The following is a 20,781-nucleotide window of genomic DNA, read 5'->3' as shown; positions in this document are numbered from 1 at the left end:
GTGCTGGGTTTGCCATAACACCAGTTATCCACATGGGGCGGACGATGGCATGTAATACCCTGTTTCCAAGAATATGCGTCAAAAACAAGGAGCAGACACATGAAAAAATTTGATTTGAATATTGAAAGAATTCTTGAAAATTGGGAAACGTATCATGCAATTAGAGAAATAATTGCTAATGCGCTTGATGAGCAGATTTTGACAAAAACAAAGGATGTAGAAATATTTAAGCGCGGAAACTCTTGGATAATTCGTGACTTCGGGCGCGGCATAAAATATACTCACCTTACTCAGAATGAAAACGAAGAGAAATTAGCTAGTACGAACGTAATTGGAAAGTTTGGAATCGGTTTAAAAGATGCTTTAGCAACTTTTGATAGAAGGGAGATTATAGTAAGCGCTAAATCAAAATATGGTAGAATCACAATTGCAAAATCACAAAAACAAGGATTCCAAGATATTGTTACTTTACATGCAATAATTGAGGATGCGGTCGATCCCGACCTTGTGGGTACAGAAATTGAATTAAATGGAGTTACTGACAAAGATATTGATGACGCAAAAAAGCTTTTTTTAAAGTTCTCAGGTGAAGAAATAATTGAAACAACAAAGCAAGGACAGATCGTTAAGCACAGCAAAGGCCATGGAAATATTTATATAAATGGCGTAAAAGTTGCCGAAGAGGAAAATTTTTTATTTAGCTACAACATTACAACATTAAATGCTTCAATTAAAAAAGCCCTGAACAGAGAGCGGACAAATGTTGGACGCACCGCATATACGGATTCAATTAAAAAAATATTATTGTCATCCACAAAAAAGGAAGTTGTTGAGATACTCGCAAATGATTTGACAAATATCAGCGCAGGAACGGCCCACGATGAGTTGAGTTGGATTGATGTTCAAGAACATTCTGTAAAAATCTTAAATCAAGAAGGGAAATATCTTTTTATAACCTCTTTTGAGGCGATGCAGCATCCCGACATGATTGACCAAGCAAGAAATAGTGGTCATGAAATTATTACGATACCAGAAAATCTAAAGCTAAAAATTCAAGACTCAAGAGATTTATCAGGGAATCCCATAGTCGATATTGGGCAATTTATTTCAAATTACAACGACAGCTTTACATTCAACTTTATCGATTTCGAAAATCTTAGCGAAAAAGAAAAAATTGTCTACCAACACACTCAAAAAATAATTGACATTTTCGGTGGAAAGCCTAAAAAAGTCAGGGAGATAAAAATCTCATCTACGATGAGAAGAGATTTATTTTCTGGGGTTGAAACGCTTGGATGCTGGGATGAAAATTCATATTCAATTGTCATTGATCGAAAAAATCTGAAAACAATTTCAGATTATGCCGGCACATTGATCCATGAATTGGTTCATGCCAAAACAGGACATGACGACGTTACTAGACCATTTGAAAACGAATTGACCAATGTGATTGGTTATATCTGCAGACAATTACTTGAAAAGTAAAGCTATGAAATTCACGCGAAGTCTATGCCTAACCACAAGTTAGCCAACAAAATGCCCGTGTCAAATGCCATTCAAGTAAAATGAAAAGCCAATCCACCCAATTATCGACCGGATTCAATGTAAATATTCACCATTGCAATCCACCCGGTTTGTGCTACCGCCCAAACCATCGCGCATAAAAAACCCGGCTAGGCCGGGTTTTTGTGCGTAATCAAATTGAATCAAGATTGGTTAGCAGGTTTCAATGCCCGGAATATCGCTATAGGTGTTGCGCCATATGCATAGCCCGGCCTTCCAACCCACTTACGCATATTTTCTATTATTTCCGCTATCCCGCATAGGAACTGATGTTCCAGCACGAAGGTGGGCAAACTAGAGAAAACGGCTTGATCTGGTTTAGCATCTAAAACGGAAAGCATATGCCATTCTCCATCAACTTTGCCGCCGTATTTCAGGGCCAAGTCGTCGGGGTTGATGATCATTTGATCTGCACTTAGAGACGACCAAATAATGTTCCTGCCAGCCTCAAAAAACATCTGAACTGTTGGCGGAAGCTGGTCCAATACGCTTCCCACCAACTCCATCCGCTTTTTTGCCTGCTCCTTATCTTTTTTATTAGCATGGGTGGCTTTTCCTTCGCTTGTAATCGCAAGGCTAATAGGACGCCACAAGCTTTTCAGCATTTTTATATCAATGACCGTGATACTACCTTTCGTTAATAGTAATTGACCAATCTGTATTGAATCTAAGTCTCGATGAAGGAAATCAAGCTCGTCCAATCGATCTAATACATTGAGCGGCAAGGACCATCCCGCGTCGAATTGGTGTTCTAAAGATTCCTCCAATGCTTCTTGGCCTCCAAACCCAGCCTTGGCAACCAAAGCGTCTCCATTAAAAGTGGCGCTTTTGCTTTCGGTGTTCTTTTTAATGCTCTTAGTGCCGGTCAGGATGCCGCCATCGAATAGTTGGGCGCAATAGGAACCCATGCGTGACCGATCCAAATATAGGAAGTCATAAAGATAATCGATGCTTGGTAAGTCTTGACCCACTTTTGATATCCTCTTGTATATGTTTCTTCTTGGTACCGAAAGCGATTGTTTGCTTTTCTATAGCTTTCACCATCTTGGAAAATCCTTCTTGAATATCTTGGCTTTTATTGGATTCCAATATTTTCACCATTCCATCGAGAAAAGCTTTATCCATGACAGTTCTCCAATGTTGACCTAAATTGATTTGATCTAGTCTAGTTCAAAGGGTCAGCCTAGCTGGTTTTTTTTGTATCTTCCGCCATTTTGTTGGCCTGCCCATAGATTTCACTCAGTACCGCAGCAAGCTTTTCAAGGAGTTCGTTCCCTATCGAGTTGGACGCTAAGGGGCTGAGTATTGCTTTTTCCCTATCGTATTCAAGTGACCTTTCAAGCCGGATCATGATCTCGGCATGTAAAGACCTGCCACTTTCTTTGGCGGCCCGCTCAAACTGGGACCGCATCTCTTGCGGCATCCGAATCGGGTAGGGTTGTGTTGGTTTCGTTGTCATGCCGGAATTTTCTGACTCTTTCTGACTCAGAGCAATGATTTAATTTGACTCATGAGTTAAATTGAGCCATGCTTTCCGCGCCGGGTTTTTTATTCGTCATCTAAAGTGTCGGAGTTGATCGGTGGTCCCAGCGGTAACTTGGAGAGATCGACGGGATTTTTCCGTATTTCCTCCTCAAGGCGTTTGAATATCTCCACCATTTCAGGGCTGAGCGTCAGTACGGCACCTTTCATGAGGCGCTCCACTTCTTCATCGTCGCCCCAATCCTTGGAAAAGGACGCCTCAAGGCGGGCAATGATTTCAGCGCTAGCTGACCGCCTGTTTTTCCAGGCTGAATCCTCAATCTGTTTTTTCAGGGCAGGCGGGGCCCTAAATCTCATTTGTGGGTCTTCTTTGCTCATGTGAGAAATGATGGCTCACATTGAGCTTGACGGCAATAGCTCAATGTGAGCATCATAAGCTCACTGTGAGCGCTCACAGTCCGCAACCAATCAGGAGGACTCTATGGCTAAAAAGAAGCAAGTGATGCCATTGCCGGTACGATTGCCGAGCGATATTAAGGAATGGATCGCAGATGGTGCCAGCCGAAACTACCGTTCCCTGAACTCAGAGATCGTGTTTCGGTTGAAGCAGTGCATGGACGCACAAAAGAATGAAGCCCCGAGCGTTGCGACCGCCCGAGGCTTCGATGTGAACTCCCACCGCTCTTAAAAAGTAGGTAACACCCTATGGATAATAGCAAAGACCTTCCCACCAAGGCCAACCCCTTGATGGAACCCATCCACCATAACGAGCGCATCTATCTCGCGTCCCAACGCATCCACGCCGATTATCGGCGTAGCCACGGGGGCGGTGGAAAGTATCGCGACTTAAAGGACTTCAATCGCCTAATCCGCTCAGTGGAAGCTTTTCCCCTATATCTTGAACGGGGCGACATAGTAGAGCTAACTCGGGCCGAAGCTGGCGCAGATTTAGCGCCAGCTTTCAAAGCCACTTTCGGCAAGCCGATCATGCTCATCAGCGCCACCTTCCAAGCTGAACTCATCCACCACCTGGACGACGAGTTGAGCAAGCAAATGGCCGTGGCCGCGAGCGAGCAGACTGCGAAGCAGGCCCGGCTCGGCAAGGCCAGCTTGAAAGACACTATCGCGGCCATTTCGATGATCGGCAAGATCGTCGCCGAAGTCCCCGGCGTCAAACCGGCCATGGTCGCCGCCGCAACCCTGGCGTGCATCGCCGAGAACACCGGCTTGGCGCTCGACACCATGCGGCAGACGCTTCCGGCGGAAGCTCCGGAAGCGGTCGGCAAACTCAATGCCTCCCAAATCGGCAAAGAACTCGGGATTTCCGCCATCGCCGCGAACAGGCGGCTGGCTCTGCTGGGATTCCAGCGCAAGCCGGAAGGCGGGGATTGGGAGTTGACCGAAGCCGGAACCACGCATGGGGAGGCCATCCCCTTCACACGCAACGGCCACGCGGGCTATCAAATCCTGTGGAATCAATCCGTCATCGAAGTGCTGCGGGAGGCTGTGTAATGGATAAAGAGCTTCAAGAAGCCTTCGATGCGTTCAAAGCTGGAGCGCATACCGCAGGGCAGTTCCAAATGCTTATGGACGCGTTGCCGCTAGATACCCGCGAAGAAATGGACCGCCGGGCGGCGGAAATCTTGGGAATCGATTCCAACAAGCCCGCCGCGTATTCCAACGATGGCGAACCGCTATACCGGCTTGATCCCGAGGAATACGCCAGCCGGAACGGCATGACCACGGACGAGGCCCAGCAAAGCCTGGACGCCTTCATGGAGGATTACAGGCGGCGTGGCGGCGAAATCCCAAAGCCCGATCCGCATATTTCCATGTTGAAGGCCGGACCCCGCCCCGATGGGCCGCTGTTCGTTGAAACAGAGCAAAAAGACGAGAACGGGGAGCCGGTCGTTTATGTTTCCCAAGAAGGCGCTGGCGTGCTGATTATTGAAATGGCGCTATCGCACAACACCGGGGACGATCCGAATCCAAAATCCATTGAAATCTTCAATGGATGGATGTCTTTGGCAAGGCAGCGCGGTGTTAGTCAAATCATCATCGACAGGTTGCGGGACGCCACGAAGTCGCGCAAAGGCAAGGACCGGGTATTGCGCGATGTGATCCGCTGCACCAAGAAAGTCGGCATTTTTGAGGTGTTCCAAGCGATGGCAGGGGGTACACAATGAGCGCACAAGTCATCCAAATCACCGACGATACCGCGCTACCGTTGATCTTCTACAAGGACCAGCCCGTTTTGACCTTCGCCTTGATCGACAAAGCCCACGGTAGACCGGAAGGCACTGCCAAGGATCGTTTCAACTCCAACCGGAAGCACTTCATTGAGGGCGAGGATTGGCATCGCATTGATTTTGCTTAAAAGTATGAATTCCATACTTTTGGAATCGCCGTCCCGCCCCGTGGCTTGATCGTCCTGACCGAAACCGGCTACCTCATGCTGGTGAAGAGCTTCACGGACGATCTGGCGTGGCAGGTCCAGCGGCAACTGGTGAAGGTCTACTTCCGGGCCAAGCAGGAAGCCCAAGCGGCCCAACCCACCCCCGCCCCCCTGGGCGAGATCGCGCAATGGGTGGTGGGTGAATACACCCGCAGCCTCGGGCGCTACCTCAACCGATCCAACCAGCAGATCAGCCCCCGCATCCACACCCACCTCCGGGCCAAGTTCGGCGTCGGCAACGTCCGCGACATCCCCGCCGACCGCCTCGACGAATTGCTGAACCTGCTGGAAGCCTTCCACGGACAGGCCTACCGCCTGTGGTGGACCTGCCTCAACCTGGAATTGGCCCTGCTGCAAACCCTGCACGTCCCGGTCCACGAGACACGGCGGGAGTTGCCCACCACCATCCTGCAAGCCATGGCCGCCGTGGCCGAACCCAAGCTGGGCGAAGGCAGCACCGCGCTCACCATCCGCGACAAGGCCTTCCACCACCTGGCGGCGCGTGTCCCGCGCCAGGAATCCCTTCCGCTCCACTGAGAGCCTGTGAACTTTTCGGAAAAGCGCCTTGGAGTGAGGGATCGGCGGAGCGGCTTTCGAGCGGACGGATTGCCCGGCGGGCAACGAAATTCGCTTGTTTTCGACCCGGCGTTGAGCGGCGGGAAGCCGGAAGCCGCGTTTTGGGGGGGCGGCGACCGGTTAGGCCGCCATTCCCGCCATTTCGGGCGCAGGTATCCCCAGCCCGAGCAACCCGGGCGCCAAGGCGAAGGTGCGGAGCAGGTTGTGGGCCAAGGCGTGGAGGAGCAGGACGCACCGGACCTTGCCCGGCCCGCGTACCCGGAACTGCTGCAACCCCCGGTTCCGCGCCAGGGCATTGACGCATTCGGCGGTGGCCGCGCGCTCCCTATAAATCTCCTTGGCGTCGTCGGTACCCATGCGTTGCCGCCATTCGGCCACCGCTTCGCTGTCGTTGGGCTTGGGGGCGTGGGGATCCGTTGCGGGATCTTTGGGGTTCGGCACCGGGGCATAGACGGTGGTGCGATCCGCGACCGCCTCCAATTGCTCATGAGCGGGGTAGCCCCCGTCCACCAGCCATTCCTCGGGGATTTGGCCATGGCGCCCGGCGACCTGGTCGACCATCGGCTCGAGTTGGGCCATGTCGCTGCCCGTGGTGACGACCTCGACGCCGACGATGACTTGGGTTTCGGTGTCGGTGGTGAACTGGGCGTTGTAGGCGGGCCGGTAGCCGCCGTCGGCCATCTTCATGACCGTGGCCTGGTCGCCGGTGGCGGAGGCGCGGGCCTCTTCCGGCTTCTTGCCCTGCCGGGCCTTGATTTCCTCCAGTTCCGGCAGGCGGTCCAGGGCTTTTTGGACTTTCTCTTGGCGTTCGCGGGCCGCCCGGGTCCGGGCGGCCTGTTGGCGCCGACCCGCCGCCGCGGGGTCGGCGTCGATCTCCGATTTGAGCGCGGCCACTTGTTCGCGGGCGTCCTCCAGGTGCCGCTCCAGGGTCGCCCGGCGCCGGAACGAGGCCGCCCCGGCGCTGGCCCGGACCCGCATCCCGTCCTGCGCCACCCGCTTGAGCTTCACCGCCTTCGCCGCCAGCAGGGCCGCCACGCTGTCCGTCAGCAGGCCGTCCAGGGCCTCGCCATGGTCGGCCCTGAAATCGGAGAGCGTGTGGTGGTTGACCGGGACGCCCCCGCAAATCCAGCGGTAGGCGTCGTGGTCCCGGCACAGCCGGGCGATGGCCCGGGCGCTCCCCACCCCGTCGACCGTGGCGTACAGCCACAGCGCGAACAGGATTTCCGGGGCGATCGGGGTGCGCCCGCTGCCCCCCCGCACCGCCTTGATCCCGGCATACATCCCGCCGAGGTCCGCCCGCGCCACGTAGGCCCAGACGATCCGCGCCCGGTGGCCCTCCGGCAACAGCGAATCCAGATCGGTGGCCCGCAGTTCCAGTTGGGTCCGGTTCGGCATCAGCACCCGCGCCACCCCGCGCGGGATCGGCTTGACCGGGCAGGCCACCTCGGCGGCGTCCTCGGGCGGGTAGGCAAACAGGGAAGGCTGGAGTCGGGTCGTCATCGGTTGGGCCGTTTCGCTGCGGAGGACGCTATTTTACCGGGGCTATATCCGTTTCCGGGGTTTTTTCACAGCCTCTGAGGAAACCCCGCCGCAAGGATGCGGCCCCGCCCTCCCCTAGGTCGGCGTCAACTCCGCCCAATACGGCCCCGCCGTCCACTGCGCCCGCTGGATAAACCCGGTCCCCCGCTCGAAATGCACGGTGGTCATGAAGGGCTGGCCGAAGGCGAATTCATGCTCCACCCTGGCGGCGTAATACTCCGCCACCATCGAATTCCGGGCCACGCCGACGAAGTTCCCGGCCTTGATCTTCTCGTTGCCCTTCAGTCGCAGATGGCCTTGCTCGAACACCACGGCATCCTGTGAGGCGGCCTGCATGACCTCGGCGGTTTGCATCAACCAAGCATCCATCAGGGGGTCGAGTTGCGCCTGCCGTTCCTGGCTATTGGTGTCGCTGGCGGGCCAGTTGGGCGGCCCCAGGTACGTCACCTGCTCCATCATCCTGAGCCCGTAGAATTTGGGGTCGTTGTTGAAATAATCGGTCAGGGGCGCGAGCCGCCGGTTGAGGCGGATGGTGTCCTGGGTCAACAACGCGAACGGTGGGTTATAGACCCAGAACAAATTCGCCACGCACTCATCCGACCGGCTCGCGGCCAGCGACACCACATCCGCGGCGTCCAGCTTGACCGTCGGGATGTCCGGCACGCCGGTCTGGATATAGGTGCCATCCGGGCGCTTCCAGGGCGTGGGACGTAAGACCAAGGCGACGCCATCTTCCCGGTCGTCCATGAACATCTCGTTGAAGCCGTTCTGCACATCGCAGGCCAGGGCCAGCAGGTTGTAGATGGGCTGGTTCCCCGGCCAGTTGTTCACCGTGGAATCCGACACCGTGCCGATAGTGCTGACATCGGGCCGGATTCGGGAATATTCGGGAGCCAAGGCGTTGCCGGACCACTGCAATTGCAGGACCAGCGGATTGAGGATGGCCGCCACCACCTGCCCGATGAACTGCGCCACGGGCAGCGGCTTGGTGATGTCGATATGGTATTTTTCCGCGAATTTGAACGCCGTCAGCACATACTCGTCCAGCGTTGTATCCGGTAAATAGACGATCTGGAATATCTGCCACAACTTCCCGAAATCCTGGCCCTGCACCACCACCGAGCGGTGGACCCGGCCATCGTGCGCCACCTGCTCCGGCCTCGACACACGGGACACGAAGCCCCGCATGACGATGGGCAACCGCCCGCCGGGATAATCCGAAGGATTCCGGGCCATGCGGATTTCCACGAGGTCCATGGGCTCGATCAGGCCGTAGAGCGATTCGCTCCGGTCGGTGGCCTGGTCGGCGAAGGTCATGGAGAAGCCGCCCGCCGGTTCCCGCACGCCCTTGACGGTGCGGACGCCGCCCATATCGCCCAGGTAGGGCGTGAGGTCGATTTCCAGCAGGTTCTTGTAGCGCCCGGCGACGGCGATACCGGGCGCGATGGCCGAGCGGTTCACGACCTTGATGAGCTTGACGGAGACTTGGGGGTTGTGGGTGGTGGTCATGATCGGGCGGAACGGCTAGAAAATCTCCGAAAGCGGCGGACGGCCCGGATTCAAGCGGGGCTTGGCGGTGTAGGTTTGGATTTGCGGCGGCGCGATGGGGGCACCGGAAGGGTCGGTATGGGTATGCGTGACCTCGATCTTCATGGGGTCCACACTGATGCGCCCGTCCGCGCCGTATTGCGCCTTGCCGGGCGGGAGCGGGGTTCCCGTAATGCGACGTACCTCCTGCGCCCGCTCGTCAATATGCTTGGCATACCCAGGGTCGGCGGCATACCCTCCCTTTTTCAAGGCAGCGCCATATTCGTAGGCCGACTTCACGCCGACCGCGCCCGGATATTTGCGGCTCAACAGGTCGGCCAAGTCCTCGAAGCTCTCGTCGATGGACCCATAGACTTTGAAACGCTGGCTGATGCGATTTCCGGCGGCATCGGTATCGCCGCGCACCACGCTTTGGCCGTGATAGCTGCCGGTGATATTGAATAGGTTGTTGTCGTGGACATGTTTACCCCAGCCGGTCTCTTGGGCGGCGTGCGCCATCAGCACATCGGCGGGAATGTGGTACTTCTCAGCGGCACGCTCCGCCGCCGGTTGGATCCGGCGGATGAATTCCTGGCGGTCGTAGGATTGTTCCTTGCTGGTGTATCGCTCAAACGCCCCCTTGACGAGCGCCGAATCCCGCTGATGCTCCGCCAGCAACCGATCCAATTCGGTCTTATAACCCTGCAAGGTTTCCGGCGGCACATGCGTTCCATGGGGGCCATTCGGATATTCCCCATGTGCCAACGCATTACGCAGGAAGGCGATACGGTCGCCCCGCTCTTTCATCCGGGTCAACACGGGGTCAACCACGCTATCCCGATCCGCGACATCCCCCGCCAATGCCCAATCCTTCATGGCCTGGGCATACGTCCCCGGAGTCCCGAACATCTTGGCGAGCGCCGCGTCCTTGAGCTTCAACAGGTTCGAGGAAATCGACGTGATGCTTTGCGCGATGCGTTTCTGGGTGTCCAGGCTCGATTCCGCGATGTCCTTCATTTCGCGGTTCGCGGTCAGGTCGATGACGGTTTGCCGGAGGTCGGCATCGGAACCGCCCATGGCCTTTTCCAGCCGGTCGCGGTCGGTCCCGGCCACGGCCTCGTAGCCGTCGCCCGACATCAAGCGCCGGGCCTGCTTCATCAGGTCTTCGCGGTTGCCGGTGGCGAGTTGGGCCAGGGCCAACAGGTTACCCATGGGCACGTTGGCCGTGTCCACATGGAAGCCCTTCAGCCGTTCCAGGATTCCGTTCACGCCACCGGGCTGCTTGGCGAGCGTGATCACGTCATGCGCCTCCCGTACCCCGATACCCGTGTTGTCATGTATGGCCTGCGCCGCCCATTCGGTATTGCCACCAAACCGCTGCAGCAGGCGCGGTAGCATCACATCGATCATAGGCAGGTTGGCGCCCGGCCCCGCCGCCGCCTCCATGGCCTTCCAATGGCGGATCGTGGCCGGGTCCGCGCCCTTCTTAATGCTGTCCCACGCGCCCGCCAGCGTGCCCAGCAGCCCACCCTCCTTCACGACCTGTAGGTCCAGCCCGTTGAATCCCCGCCCGGCGATGCCCTGGTACGACCCAACCATGAAGGCGTTCCAGCCTTCACTGCCCGGCCCCCGGAACCCGGCGTCCATCCGCTGGAACAGCGACACCGCCCCTTGGATGTCCCGCTCATAGGGACCGCCCCGCGCCGTGAGCGTCCCCAGCAGGTCCACATAGCCGCCCACGTCTGGCGCGGTCCTGCCGGTGCGCGCCGCCTGGACCGTGAACTCGGCCACGGCCTGCATGAGTTCGTCGGCCTTGGCGAACAGGCCGCCCTTGTTGAGGGCCTCGGCGATGACGAGGGCCATCCGGCGCGAGCCTTCCTCGTCGCGGGTGACGCCAAACTGCCGTTGGTTGGCGAAGAAGGCGATGGCCGAATCCGGCCCGGTGCCCAGCGAGCGGGCGAACTGCGAAGCGCCGCGGGTCTCGGCCACAAGGTTGCGGGCCTCCTCGGGGCGCGTGCCGGCCACCCCGGCGAAGCGCCTTTCCGCCCCCATGAACTCGGTGGCGGTCATGCCCAGGCCGTCCGACGCCGCCCGCGCCACGGCCCGCAGTGGGTCGAATTCCTCCGACAGGCCACCCAGGTTCTTGCGGAGCGCCGAGGTCTCCAGGGCTTCGGCCAGGGCCTTTTCCATGCCGCGATCCACCGCGCCGCCCACCACCGCGCCGACTATCGCGCCCGCCGGGCCGAGCATGCCGCCCAGGACGCCCCCCGCCAATCCCGCCGCGCCGCCGTCGCCACCGTTAAGAACGGCGTTCGCCGCCACGCCCGCAGCACTTCCGAGCATCCTGGAAGCCCATTTGTGGTCGGGCGCGTCCATACCGGCGGCGCCCAGGCCACCCGCGCCGATACCCTGGGCGATGCGCTTGGCCGCGCCGGGCGTGCCGAATTGTCCGCGCCACTCGTCGGACCCCACGTCGCCCACGTCGAAGCCGCGCATGAACGGCGCGAACCGGCCCTCGCTGGCGATGTGCTGGCCCAGCCATGTATTCGCCGCCTCGGCCTGTCGCTCGGTGAAGCTTTGTCCCGTGAGCTTCGCCCATTCTTCCGCCGTGCCGCGCACCTCCTCGCGGTATTCGCGCTGCGCCCGCCTGAGCCGGTCGGTGTGGGTGGTCGCCGCCGCCACCCTGCCCGTGAGGGTCTCGGCCATCTGGACCGCCGGACGGAAATCGAAAGCGCCGCCGCCCGCGCCGGAAAGATTGGCCTGCCATGACGCCATGGGGCCACCGCCGATGGACTTCTGCCATGCCTCCATGTCCCGCTTGGCCCGGTCCAGTTCGGCTTGGTACGCGCCCTGGGCCTGCCGGGCCTCGGTGGACTGCGTGGCCGCGCCCGCCGTGTCGATGCCGACGGCGCGGGCCTGTCCGATCTTGGCGTCGAGCTCGCCCAATTTGGCGATGAGCGCGTCGATGTCCCGCTGGGCGCGGCCGGTGTCGAGGGTGACTTCGAGGCCGCGCCGCAGGTCTTCCGTCGCCGACCGGACGCGGGCGACGAGTTGTTCCACGTCGCGGGAGACGGAATCCAGTTCGGCTTCGACGCCGATTTTGACATTGGCCATTTCGCGCCCTCAATACCTGATGCAATACATAAAGGCGACGTTACGTGGCCGAGCGATGCCGAACGACCCCGCATTCCCGATCTCAGGAATTCCCGACTCCAAATATTTGGTATTAAAACTGCTATATCCAGAGAGAACGGCATCGTATAGCGTGGGCGTATTGCCGTTGATAGTGCCCCCGAACACCGAGTTATTCGCCGTATTATCCTCCCCCGCGATAGGGCTGCCCAATTGCGATGAACCAAATGCCCGGCCAGTATCGACGCCCCGCCCATGATCCCAGCCGCGCACGAACTCGCCGCGCAAATCGGGCACCCCGAATGTGGTCGAACCATCCCCCTCCCCAAATGTAGTGCCGACCCTCGCGAATAGCCTTGCATACGTGGTGCGGGATATTGCAGTGCCATCGCATTCAAGCCAGCCCAGCGGCGGGGTGCCCATGGCGAACAAATCGATTTTGCCCACATCGTTGGCAACAACGAGGCGGAACGCCAGTCCGGTGGTACCCACGACGATGGGTGCGACCGTCATTAATCCCCAAACCGTACCGCCACCGAGCGTACCCTCCGACACCGACACCAGACACCCCGGCGGCAGGCCGGTATCGCCGTTCGCGTTCGCGAACCGGGTCCATGCCCCGGACGCCGCCACCCACAGGCCGTTCTGCGCGGCGGTGGTTTGTGCCGTCAACAGGACAATGTCGCCCGCGTTCGGGGTCACGCCATCACGGGCGGACAACCCCGACAGCGCCGACACATTGCCGGTCACGGCCACGCGGGCGTAGCGGATCGCCAAGCCCGCCGCCGACGCCGCCACGCTTTGCAGGTAGGTGTCGCGGTTGACCAGGGATTGCAGTGTGCCATTGATCGGCGACGATACGGGATCGCCCCCGAGGACGCGGTCGGAGATTTCGATCCGGCGGACGGGATCGAACGATGCGGTCCCAGTGAAGTTTGTCATTTGGATAACCCCTATAAAAAGCTAAGCGGGGACGCTATCGAAAGCGATAGCCCCATCGAATGAATACGAGCCATTCCACGCCACGACCCGGCCTATCTGGCGGACGTGGAACCCAGCGCATCGGTTTTCGTCCACGATCCGGCGGATCGTCGCCACCAATATGGCGTCTTGGTCCGGTGTGGAAGGAATATTCGGGATAATCACATCGAATAAACCATAGGCCGCTGGATAGCCAGAGAACGGCACATCCCCATCGAATGATTCCACCCCATCCCAATAGATGCTGCCATCGCCCACATCCACAACATCGCAGCGCATCCCGGTCGCATTGAGTATCAAGGATTCCAGAGCGACGTTATTCCCGCGCTGATGCAATACCTCCGCCACGGTGCGGTTGGCATAATCGACCGGCACCTCGCCGGGAATCCAGGCGACCCCATAATAGGTATTGTGCTCTTGCAGCCAATCCAAATCGGCGGTTTGCAACACCATTTGCGCCAGCGCCGCCGCGATCTGGTCCCGCGCCGCGCCCAACTCGACCGCGTAGGCCGTCAAAAAGGCCCACAGCAGGTTGGTGAAGGCATAGAGGTGGTCGCCCTCGCTGGCCGCCTGATCGCCCGCGCCGAACAGCGTCAGCGCCGAGAGATGGCCCACGGCGGGGTTTTCATCCAGGACCGTGTAGCCCGCCTGCGCGGCCAGGAAATCGGCCAGGGTAGCGAGGGTATGGCCGCGCAGGTCGATAACTCCGCCCGCGCCGGAGCCGCCCGAAACGGTCAGCGTCAGCAGCCCATCCTGGACCGCCCAGGTCATGGCGTCGCCGTCGTAGCGCAAGCGGAAGGCCAAGACCGGAAGGGGGTCTTTGTTGAAGACCCGGTGCAGGGAGTCCAGCATCCGGGCTTGCATCGTCGACCATGCGCCCGCGCCTTCTAGCGCCATGGAAACCTCCGGTTAAAAGGGGACATTCAAAACCAATTGATCTGCAACAGGCCGGTCAGGACGGTGGACAACCCGCTGGCGGTCGAGGTGATCGTCAAGAACGTCACGCCGGGGTATTGCCCGCCATTGGCGGGCCAGGGGCCGCTGGGCGCGGACACGGTAGGGTCGTCGAAGGCGAAGGGCGGCGGGAAGCTCCACAGGAACTCCAGCGTCCCGCCGGCGGGATCGTAGGAACCGCTGGCGTCGATGCCGACCACCGCCGAAGCCGCGGATATGGACACGTTGACCACCCAGCCGCCCTCCCCATCCGGGAACACGCTCGACCACGAGTCGGGGCTGAAATAATCGGCGAACTGGAACACCGGGACCGGCGCCCCTTCGCCACCGCCGCCCCCGTGCCGCGCAATCCCGGTGATGACGCGATGTCCCATCATGGCAAGACGGCCTCCGCCTTGATCGCGCCCCGGACCGAGGTCACGCCCGCATCGGGCGTGGCCGGGGCGAATATCCAAATCTCGTCGCCCGTCCAGCCGTCCACGTCGCCGTCCAGGAGAAGCGTGGCCGTGCCGTCGGTGTGCAGGGTGGCCGTGCCCGCGACCAGCACCTCCCCGTCGCGGACCTGCTGGACGGCCAGCACGTAATCCCCCGCCGCCCCGTCCACCCGGAATATCGACCCGTCCAGGTCGAAGGGCATCCACACGGGCCGGACCAGGATAATGGCGACCAGCCGCGCGGAGGCGGCGGGCGACCCCTCGAAGCAAAACGGCAGGTCGTAGCCCGCCAGCGCCGCGACCTGGGCGGCGGTGGCGAAGTCGTCGGCGTCGTGGGTCGCTGCGCTGCCCAGGCCGGTAATATCCCCCACGGCCAGGCCGAGCAGGGTTTTCAGCGCCGCCACATTGGCCAACCCGGCCAAGGTCCGCCCGAAGGCGGTGAGGTCGGTGGTGGCGAAGGAATCCACTCCATCGGCATAGACCAGCCTATCCGCCGCCGTCACGAGGGCGGCCAGCGCGGTCAGGGTGGCGTCCAGCGGCTGCTTGTTCGCCACCACCGCCGTCAGCGCGGCAACGGCGCTTTCGTCGTTGGCAAGCTGCGTGGCGATTTCGTCGAGGGTGTCGAGCGCTCCCGGTGCCCCCGCCACCAGCGCGTCGATGGCGGCCTTCACGGCGGCCATGGTGGCGACTTGATTGGTGTTGGTGCCCAGGGCCGCCGTGGGCGCGGTCGGGATGCCGGTCAACGCGGGTGAGACCAGGGGCGCTTTGGTCGCCACGATGGCGTCGGCATAGACGCGATCCCCATGGGGGTCGGTGGCCGTGATATGGGCCGTGATCGCCGCCGCCGGAGCGTCCCCCGCCGCCACGTCGCCCGATCCGGTGCCCACGTTACGGGTGGCGGCGGTGCCCAGGCCGGACACGTCCGCAGCGGCGATGTCCGACACCGAAGGTGCGCCGGATGTGAATTTGAGCCATCCCGTCCCGGACAACCCGGCGAGGGCCGTCAATAAGGTATTGAGCGGCTGGAACACCCCGGTACAGGCCGCGATGGCCCGCGCCGCCGTGAAATAGAGGTGGGTCGAACCCTCCGGCAGTTGGTCCGTGTTCGCCGCGCCGGTGCCGTCCGAACTGGTCAGCACCCACGCGCCGTCGCTCACGTCCCACGAATAGATGTGCAGCGCCCCGCCGACCCCGCTGTCCACCTGGGCATAGTCGCCCGCCGCCCCCGCAGGATGGGCCGCTTGCAGGGCGGACAACGCGGCGTACAGCCCCTTGAAACGGTCGTTATAAGCCGATGCGTCCAGCTTCAAATCCAGCGCCGCTTGCGTCGCCGTCGAAACCGGCTTGTCCAGGTCCGAGGTGTTGTCCACCTCGCCCAGACCCAGGTTGCCCCGCGCTTCCGCCGGGTCGGTGATTTCGTTCAGGTTGTGCGCTCCGAACATGTCGCCGCCGCCGCCGCCGGGGCCAGCCTCCCACGAGGTCAGATCGCTGGCGAGGCGATAGTAGGCCCGGTCCGCCTCGTGCCAGATCAACATACCGGCGCTACGGCGCGGGGCCGGAATCGCATCCCGCGCCGTGTCGTCGGCCACCGCCCGGTAGCCGCCTTTGCCGTAAATATCGACGTGGCTGGGGAAGGTGTCCGCCGTATCGCCCGGCACGATGGGCGCGGCGACGTTGGTGCCCTGGATCGCCGTCATTGGACCACCACCTGCTGGCCGCCGGATTGGAGGAACTGGCTGCGGTACACGTCGAAGTTGGCGGTGTACCCGCTGGGGTTGGTGTAGCCCACCGTGGTCTTGACCCAGGCGGTGTTGAGCAAGCCGTTGACCAGGAAAACCGGGGTGCCGAAGCTCGACGGCCAGGCGAAATAGAGGTACTGGCCGGACGGCGAGAAACTCCGGCTCTGTGTCCGCCCCGCCGCGAATTCGGCCCCGGCCAGGGCGTCGATCAAGGCCGCGTCCGGCACGGCCTGGGCCGACACGCCCCAGCGCCGCCGGTGGCGGAACAGCACCGGGGTCGCGGCGCTGGCGGTATGGGTGCCGTCGTCCACGGCCAGGGTGAACGTGGTGTCCGCCGTGAGGTGCAGCCCGGACAGGGCCAGCGTCCGCAGGGCCGGGTCGATGGTACCGGGGCCGGGCGCGGCGATGGACTGGGCGATGATCGCCTTGTTGACGGTCCAGTCCAGCGTGACGGCGGCGACCGTCGAGCCGATCTCGACCGTGCCGACGCTGTTCGTGATGGATGCCTGGGGGGCCACATACAACAGGGTGTCGAGCGCCTGCTGGACATTGGCGATAGCCGGATAGCCGTCATTGCCATAGGTCACATGGTCGGCGGCGATTGTGTCCAAATAGAGGTTCTCTATCGCCGCGTCGGTATAAGCGTTCGCCTCCGCCAGGATATCGCCCTGGCCGTTGGACTTGAGGTCGTTCAACAAGGCCGAGCAAATCGTCGCGATGACATAGGTGCCGGCCGGCCACGCCCGGGTGGTTGGCTGGCACGTCAGCACATCGCCGTTCCGGTTGATGAGTTTCACGACCTCGTTGGCGTTGTCGGTGCCCAGGCGCACATAGGAGTGATAGCCCGCCCGAAGCGGGAACCGGGTGCCCATGCCGGGCAGCAGCGCCAGAGCCACAGCCCCGGCAACGACCTTGTTCTGGAGTTGGGAAACGGCGTTGTCGAGGACTTGAACCTGGGTCATGGGTCTACCGTCAAGGTGATTGTGCCCGGCATGGGCTTCTGGCCGGGGGCGAACCCGATATCCGTGTTGTCGGGGAGGGAGATGATTACGGAGGCCACCCCGGCGATATCGCGCTTGAGGCGGGCGACGAGTTCGGACAGGACGAATGTGCCGCCCTGCGGGATGGACTGGATATAGGTGGTGGTGGCGGCGCGGGCGGCGGCGATGACCGAGGCTGCGGCATGGCCGTCGGCGAGGGCCAAAACGCCCGTGACATTCACGCCTATTTCGGAGGCGGCATACACGTCGACATGCGCCCCCGCCGCCTTCCAGCCCATGACCGGCGTGTCGGCGTCGGCCCAATAGCCGTCGATGGTCCGCTTCACCAAGGCCACCAGTCCGGCGGACGTGGCCCCGGCCCCGTTATGGATGTACACGTTCACCAGGCCGATGGGATAGGTATCCGGTTCGGCTTCCCACGGCTCATCCACATAGGCATAGGCCACGCGCTCGATCACGGTGCCGGTGTCGTCGGCCAGGACGCATTGCAGGGCCGCATAGCGGAGGGCGGCCACCTGCCCCTTGCCGAGCGATTGGATGTAGGCTTGGAACCTGGCCTTGCGGGCATCCGCGGTTTCCAGGTCCGCGCCATTGACGAACGCGGCGGGGTTGGTGATGGCGGCGATGCCATCGACCGGCGTGTCGGCCCATTCGGTGATGGTATCGGCCGCCGTGTTGCCCACGCTGCCCGCCGTGTCGCAATAGGCCAGCACGGATACGCTGGTGGCCGGGGCCGTGAGGGTGGCGGCGGTCCGCGTGACGTATTTCACGGTTCCGCCCAGCACCTGGACCTGGGTGCCCGCCGGGATGGTGATGGGCGCATCCGGCGCGGCATCGACCGCGAAGCGCACGAAGTTATAAGCCGCCGAGGCCGGAAGCTGGCCGAAACCGAAGCTCTGGTAGACCGAGACCTCGATAGCCTCCAGCAACCCATGGAACATGGCCTGGTAGAGCATATCCAGCTCGATGGCCGGGGCTTCCAGCAGCGTGCGGGCCTTGCTGCCGACGCCGAAATCCGTCACCCGGTCCTGCATGGACCGGGCGAGGTTGATATGGCTGGCCGCGATGGAAACGGCGTCCTTGATCTGGAAGGTCACAGCGCCACCCCCGTGGTGATGGTGCGTCCGGCGACGGTCCGCGCGTCCGCCATGATCGCCAGGACATCGCCCGACGCCTCGACCTGGACGCTATCCACCGCCGCGATGCGCGCATCCGACAACAGCGTGCCGCGCACATACTGGCCGCCCAACAAGGCGATGGTGGGGGCGTTGGTCCGGCCTATCAGCCGCCGGATATGGCACCCATAGTCCGGGTGGAGCATGAGTTCGCCGGGTTCGGTGACGAGGGCGTGCCGCAAGGCTTGCCGGAGGTTGGGCACCCCCGACAGGGTGGCGAGGTCGCCCGTGGCGTCGGCGCGGAGCAGGCCGTCCGCGCCCAGGTCGAAATCACGGAAGAACACCTCGTCCGGCGCGTCGGAGGCCGATACCTGGGCGGTGGGCGACGGCAACGACAGCCTGTCGCCCGCGATGGCCATGCCCGGCCCGGCGTCGGCGGGGTCGTCGCTGGTGTAGGGCGGTTTCAGCGCGTTGAGGTTGGCGATGTCCACCCATCGACCCATGTCGCCGAGTTCCCGCAGGGCCAACCGTTGCAGGCTTTCCCCGTGGCGCAGTTCGACGAGGCGGACGCCCGGGATCGGTTGGTCGTAGATCGTGGCGGTCATGCGGCCAATCCCACGCCGGAGGAAATGATGTCCAGCGCCCGCCGCAGGTTGGCCCCGGTGCGCGGGAAAAGCACCGGATCGCTCTTCGCCATGTCGTCGATGCCGGCCTGGGCCTCGGGCGATATCGACACCGCAACCGTGGTGGAGACGGGCGTGGTCAGCGAGTAGAAGGGATTCACGCCGCGCAGCGGACTCAGGGGCGCGGTGCCCGGCACGGTCGAGGAGCAGTTGGACGCGCCGTAGATATCCTGGTAGTTCGGCAGGGTGGCCGGAGCCCTGCGGGCCAGCTTGGTCAGGATGCAATAGGCGTTCTGGAAGGCGCCCGCGACTTCCATGTAGCGGGCCTTCACGCGGTTCGGCAGGTTGGCGATATTCGCCACGGCGCGGAAAATATTGGTGGCGGCTTGGGTCAAGCCCTGGGCCAGGGCCATCGGCACCGAGAACACGGCGTCCACCACCCGGTTGACCGAGTTCACCACCCCCAATACCCTGGCCGTCAAGGTGGTGAACGCCCGCATCGGGCCGACGATGTAGGCATCGACGAACCGGGTGATCGCCGTGGCGATGCCGTCGATGTCGTTGATGAGGTCGTCCAGGAACGCGGTGATCGCATCGATGCCGTCGCCCAGCGAGGCCTGGCTCGCGAACCAGCGCTCTTGATCCGTGAAATCCTTGAACGCCTTGACGTAGGCGTTCCCGGCCTCGGCTTCCACCACCGACAGCACGATGTGGTAGGCGATGAGCAGCGGGCGGGATTTCGAACGCTTGATGACGAACTGGGACGGGACCACCACCGAGCAAATCTGGTCCAGGGTATCGACAAAGACCAACTTCACCTCGTTGGGGTCTTTACCCGCGAGGGCGAGGAATTCCCGATGATAATGCCAGCCGGCGTAGACCCGCTCCCGCAGTTGCAGGTACTCCTCCAGCCAATCCCGGTGGGTGGGGAATTTCCGCTTCCACCCGGTGTTCCCGGCAAGGGTGATCTGCCCCAGGCCCCGCCCGAAGGAATCCACGAAGGCACCGCCCAGGGTTTGTTGGACCACGGTGCGCGAGGGTTCCGTCCGGGTCAGGTCTTCCGGGCGGATGGCGAGGTTATGGAATTCCACCGGCCCGCCGAACGGGCCGGGGTCCAGGATGAAGCCGATGTTCTTGTCGGCTTGGGGTGTGGGGTTGGTCGTCGTGAGCGCCATGCGGGTATGGTGGCGTCACGACCGGGCGCGGCGGGATTGGGCGGGCGGTGCCGTTGTATATGCGCTTGATCTGTTGGACTTCGGGCATCGCTTTGAGCCTGGGAAGCGGAGGGTATTCCGGGTCGATCATGGGGGATGCGCGGTGGGGGGATGGGGAGCGGCTGGGTGGTCAACGTGTCCATATCCGCGGCCTCGGCGGTGGTCGGCATCGACGCCAGCGGTTCCTACGATCCCGCCGGCGGGACGCTGGAGTTCCTGTGGAGCTTCCCGCCGCCCTTCGCCTTCGACGATCCCACCGTGCCCGCGCCCAGCGGCCTCTGGCCCGCCAATGGCGGGCAATACCCCGGCGTGACGTTCTTGACGATCACCTCGACCGCCAGCGGGTTGTCCACCGTCCTGACCGGCACGTTGCAGATCAATTGGTTCTGATCGTCCAGGCCGGGGAGACCAGGGGCGGGGCTTCGGCGTTGGGTTCGGTGGTGGTG

At 61.4% G+C, this 20,781-nt stretch carries 22 protein-coding genes; 7 read left to right on the top strand and 15 right to left on the bottom strand.

The genetic code is table 11. From position 1 onward, the window contains the following. Nucleotides 1–99: 99 nt before the first annotated feature. Entirely contained in the window at nucleotides 100–1,485 is a 1,386-nt protein-coding gene (locus B9N93_RS03235) for an ATP-binding protein (RefSeq protein ID WP_085210834.1), read from the top strand. A 221-nt stretch (nucleotides 1,486–1,706) separates the two neighbouring features. Here B9N93_RS03235 and B9N93_RS03230 read toward each other — a convergent pair whose 3' ends face one another. The 4 genes from B9N93_RS03230 to B9N93_RS03220 form a co-directional block, all read right to left on the bottom strand. After that, nucleotides 1,707–2,471, bottom strand: a complete 765-nt coding sequence (locus B9N93_RS03230) for a hypothetical protein (protein WP_085210832.1) — start codon at nucleotides 2,469–2,471, stop codon at nucleotides 1,707–1,709. 25 nt (nucleotides 2,472–2,496) lie between these two features. Next, nucleotides 2,497–2,688 (bottom strand): hypothetical protein, encoded by a 192-nt coding sequence (locus B9N93_RS24415; protein WP_125468812.1) that lies wholly within the window; start codon nucleotides 2,686–2,688, stop codon nucleotides 2,497–2,499. A 58-nt stretch (nucleotides 2,689–2,746) separates the two neighbouring features. Beyond that, on the bottom strand, nucleotides 2,747–3,022 hold the full coding sequence (locus tag B9N93_RS03225; protein ID WP_085210830.1) for an Arc family DNA-binding protein: 276 nt from the start codon (nucleotides 3,020–3,022) through the stop codon (nucleotides 2,747–2,749). An 89-nt stretch (nucleotides 3,023–3,111) separates the two neighbouring features. Further along, a complete protein-coding gene (locus B9N93_RS03220; protein WP_085210828.1) occupies nucleotides 3,112–3,423 on the bottom strand; it encodes an Arc family DNA-binding protein in 312 nt (103 codons plus the stop codon). Between the two features lie 103 nt (nucleotides 3,424–3,526). Between B9N93_RS03220 and B9N93_RS03215 the strand changes: the two genes are divergently transcribed. The 5 genes from B9N93_RS03215 to B9N93_RS03200 all read left to right on the top strand — a co-directional run bounded on the left by B9N93_RS03215 (nucleotide 3,527) and on the right by B9N93_RS03200 (nucleotide 6,037). Then, nucleotides 3,527–3,733 carry an Arc family DNA-binding protein gene (locus B9N93_RS03215; protein WP_085210826.1) on the top strand — a complete coding sequence of 69 codons (207 nt, stop codon included), beginning with the start codon at nucleotides 3,527–3,529 and terminating at the stop codon, nucleotides 3,731–3,733. Between the two features lie 299 nt (nucleotides 3,734–4,032). Continuing rightward, the gene (locus B9N93_RS03210; RefSeq protein ID WP_085210823.1) at nucleotides 4,033–4,557 is read left to right on the top strand and encodes a hypothetical protein; all 525 of its coding nucleotides are present in this window, start codon (nucleotides 4,033–4,035) and stop codon (nucleotides 4,555–4,557) included. Then, a complete protein-coding gene (locus B9N93_RS03205) occupies nucleotides 4,557–5,231 on the top strand; it encodes a hypothetical protein (protein ID WP_085210821.1) in 675 nt (224 codons plus the stop codon). The genes B9N93_RS03210 and B9N93_RS03205 overlap by 1 nt, the downstream gene beginning before the upstream one ends. Next, nucleotides 5,228–5,422: an ORF6N domain-containing protein gene (locus B9N93_RS24410; protein WP_125468811.1), complete on the top strand. Its 195-nt coding sequence runs from the start codon at nucleotides 5,228–5,230 to the stop codon at nucleotides 5,420–5,422. The genes B9N93_RS03205 and B9N93_RS24410 overlap by 4 nt, the downstream gene beginning before the upstream one ends. Nucleotides 5,423–5,467: 45 nt before the next feature. Beyond that, a complete protein-coding gene (locus B9N93_RS03200; RefSeq protein ID WP_217807258.1) occupies nucleotides 5,468–6,037 on the top strand; it encodes a hypothetical protein in 570 nt (189 codons plus the stop codon). A 159-nt stretch (nucleotides 6,038–6,196) separates the two neighbouring features. Here the strand turns inward: B9N93_RS03200 and B9N93_RS03195 are convergent, their stop codons facing one another. From B9N93_RS03195 to B9N93_RS03145, 11 genes are all read right to left on the bottom strand, one after another. Then, a complete protein-coding gene (locus B9N93_RS03195; RefSeq protein ID WP_085210819.1) occupies nucleotides 6,197–7,576 on the bottom strand; it encodes an IS1182 family transposase in 1,380 nt (459 codons plus the stop codon). Nucleotides 7,577–7,690: 114 nt separating this feature from the next. After that, entirely contained in the window at nucleotides 7,691–9,124 is a 1,434-nt protein-coding gene (locus tag B9N93_RS03190; RefSeq protein ID WP_085210817.1) for a hypothetical protein, read from the bottom strand. A 15-nt stretch (nucleotides 9,125–9,139) separates the two neighbouring features. Beyond that, complete coding sequence (locus B9N93_RS03185; RefSeq protein WP_085210815.1) at nucleotides 9,140–12,256, bottom strand: glucosaminidase domain-containing protein; 3,117 nt, start codon at nucleotides 12,254–12,256, stop codon at nucleotides 9,140–9,142. 9 nt (nucleotides 12,257–12,265) lie between these two features. After that, nucleotides 12,266–13,216 carry a phage tail protein gene (locus B9N93_RS26175; protein WP_085210813.1) on the bottom strand — a complete coding sequence of 317 codons (951 nt, stop codon included), beginning with the start codon at nucleotides 13,214–13,216 and terminating at the stop codon, nucleotides 12,266–12,268. A gap of 21 nt (nucleotides 13,217–13,237) precedes the next feature. Then, nucleotides 13,238–14,152, bottom strand: a complete 915-nt coding sequence (locus tag B9N93_RS03175) for a hypothetical protein (protein ID WP_125468810.1) — start codon at nucleotides 14,150–14,152, stop codon at nucleotides 13,238–13,240. A gap of 26 nt (nucleotides 14,153–14,178) precedes the next feature. Continuing rightward, nucleotides 14,179–14,586, bottom strand: coding sequence for a hypothetical protein (locus B9N93_RS03170; protein WP_085210809.1), 408 nt, complete (start codon nucleotides 14,584–14,586; stop codon nucleotides 14,179–14,181). Next, complete coding sequence (locus tag B9N93_RS03165) at nucleotides 14,583–16,340, bottom strand: hypothetical protein (RefSeq protein WP_085210808.1); 1,758 nt, start codon at nucleotides 16,338–16,340, stop codon at nucleotides 14,583–14,585. Before B9N93_RS03165 ends, B9N93_RS03170 begins: the two co-directional genes overlap by 4 nt. Continuing rightward, a complete protein-coding gene (locus tag B9N93_RS03160) occupies nucleotides 16,337–17,344 on the bottom strand; it encodes a hypothetical protein (RefSeq protein ID WP_085210806.1) in 1,008 nt (335 codons plus the stop codon). Before B9N93_RS03160 ends, B9N93_RS03165 begins: the two co-directional genes overlap by 4 nt. Further along, nucleotides 17,341–18,480 (bottom strand): baseplate J/gp47 family protein, encoded by a 1,140-nt coding sequence (locus tag B9N93_RS03155; protein WP_085210804.1) that lies wholly within the window; start codon nucleotides 18,478–18,480, stop codon nucleotides 17,341–17,343. The genes B9N93_RS03160 and B9N93_RS03155 overlap by 4 nt, the downstream gene beginning before the upstream one ends. After that, nucleotides 18,477–19,103, bottom strand: coding sequence for a hypothetical protein (locus B9N93_RS03150; protein ID WP_085210803.1), 627 nt, complete (start codon nucleotides 19,101–19,103; stop codon nucleotides 18,477–18,479). Before B9N93_RS03150 ends, B9N93_RS03155 begins: the two co-directional genes overlap by 4 nt. After that, complete coding sequence (locus B9N93_RS03145) at nucleotides 19,100–20,296, bottom strand: hypothetical protein (RefSeq protein WP_085210801.1); 1,197 nt, start codon at nucleotides 20,294–20,296, stop codon at nucleotides 19,100–19,102. The genes B9N93_RS03150 and B9N93_RS03145 overlap by 4 nt, the downstream gene beginning before the upstream one ends. Nucleotides 20,297–20,470: 174 nt before the next feature. On the opposite strand from B9N93_RS03145, the gene B9N93_RS03140 reads away from it, so the two are divergent. After that, nucleotides 20,471–20,725: a hypothetical protein gene (locus B9N93_RS03140; RefSeq protein WP_125468809.1), complete on the top strand. Its 255-nt coding sequence runs from the start codon at nucleotides 20,471–20,473 to the stop codon at nucleotides 20,723–20,725. The last annotated feature ends 56 nt before the right edge of the window (nucleotides 20,726–20,781 follow it).

This window comes from Methylomagnum ishizawai (assembly GCF_900155475.1).
Taxonomy (GTDB): Bacteria; Pseudomonadota; Gammaproteobacteria; order Methylococcales; family Methylococcaceae; genus Methylomagnum; species Methylomagnum ishizawai_A.
Note: the sequence above shows the minus strand (reverse complement) of the source record. Positions and strands in the feature narration are given on the sequence as shown.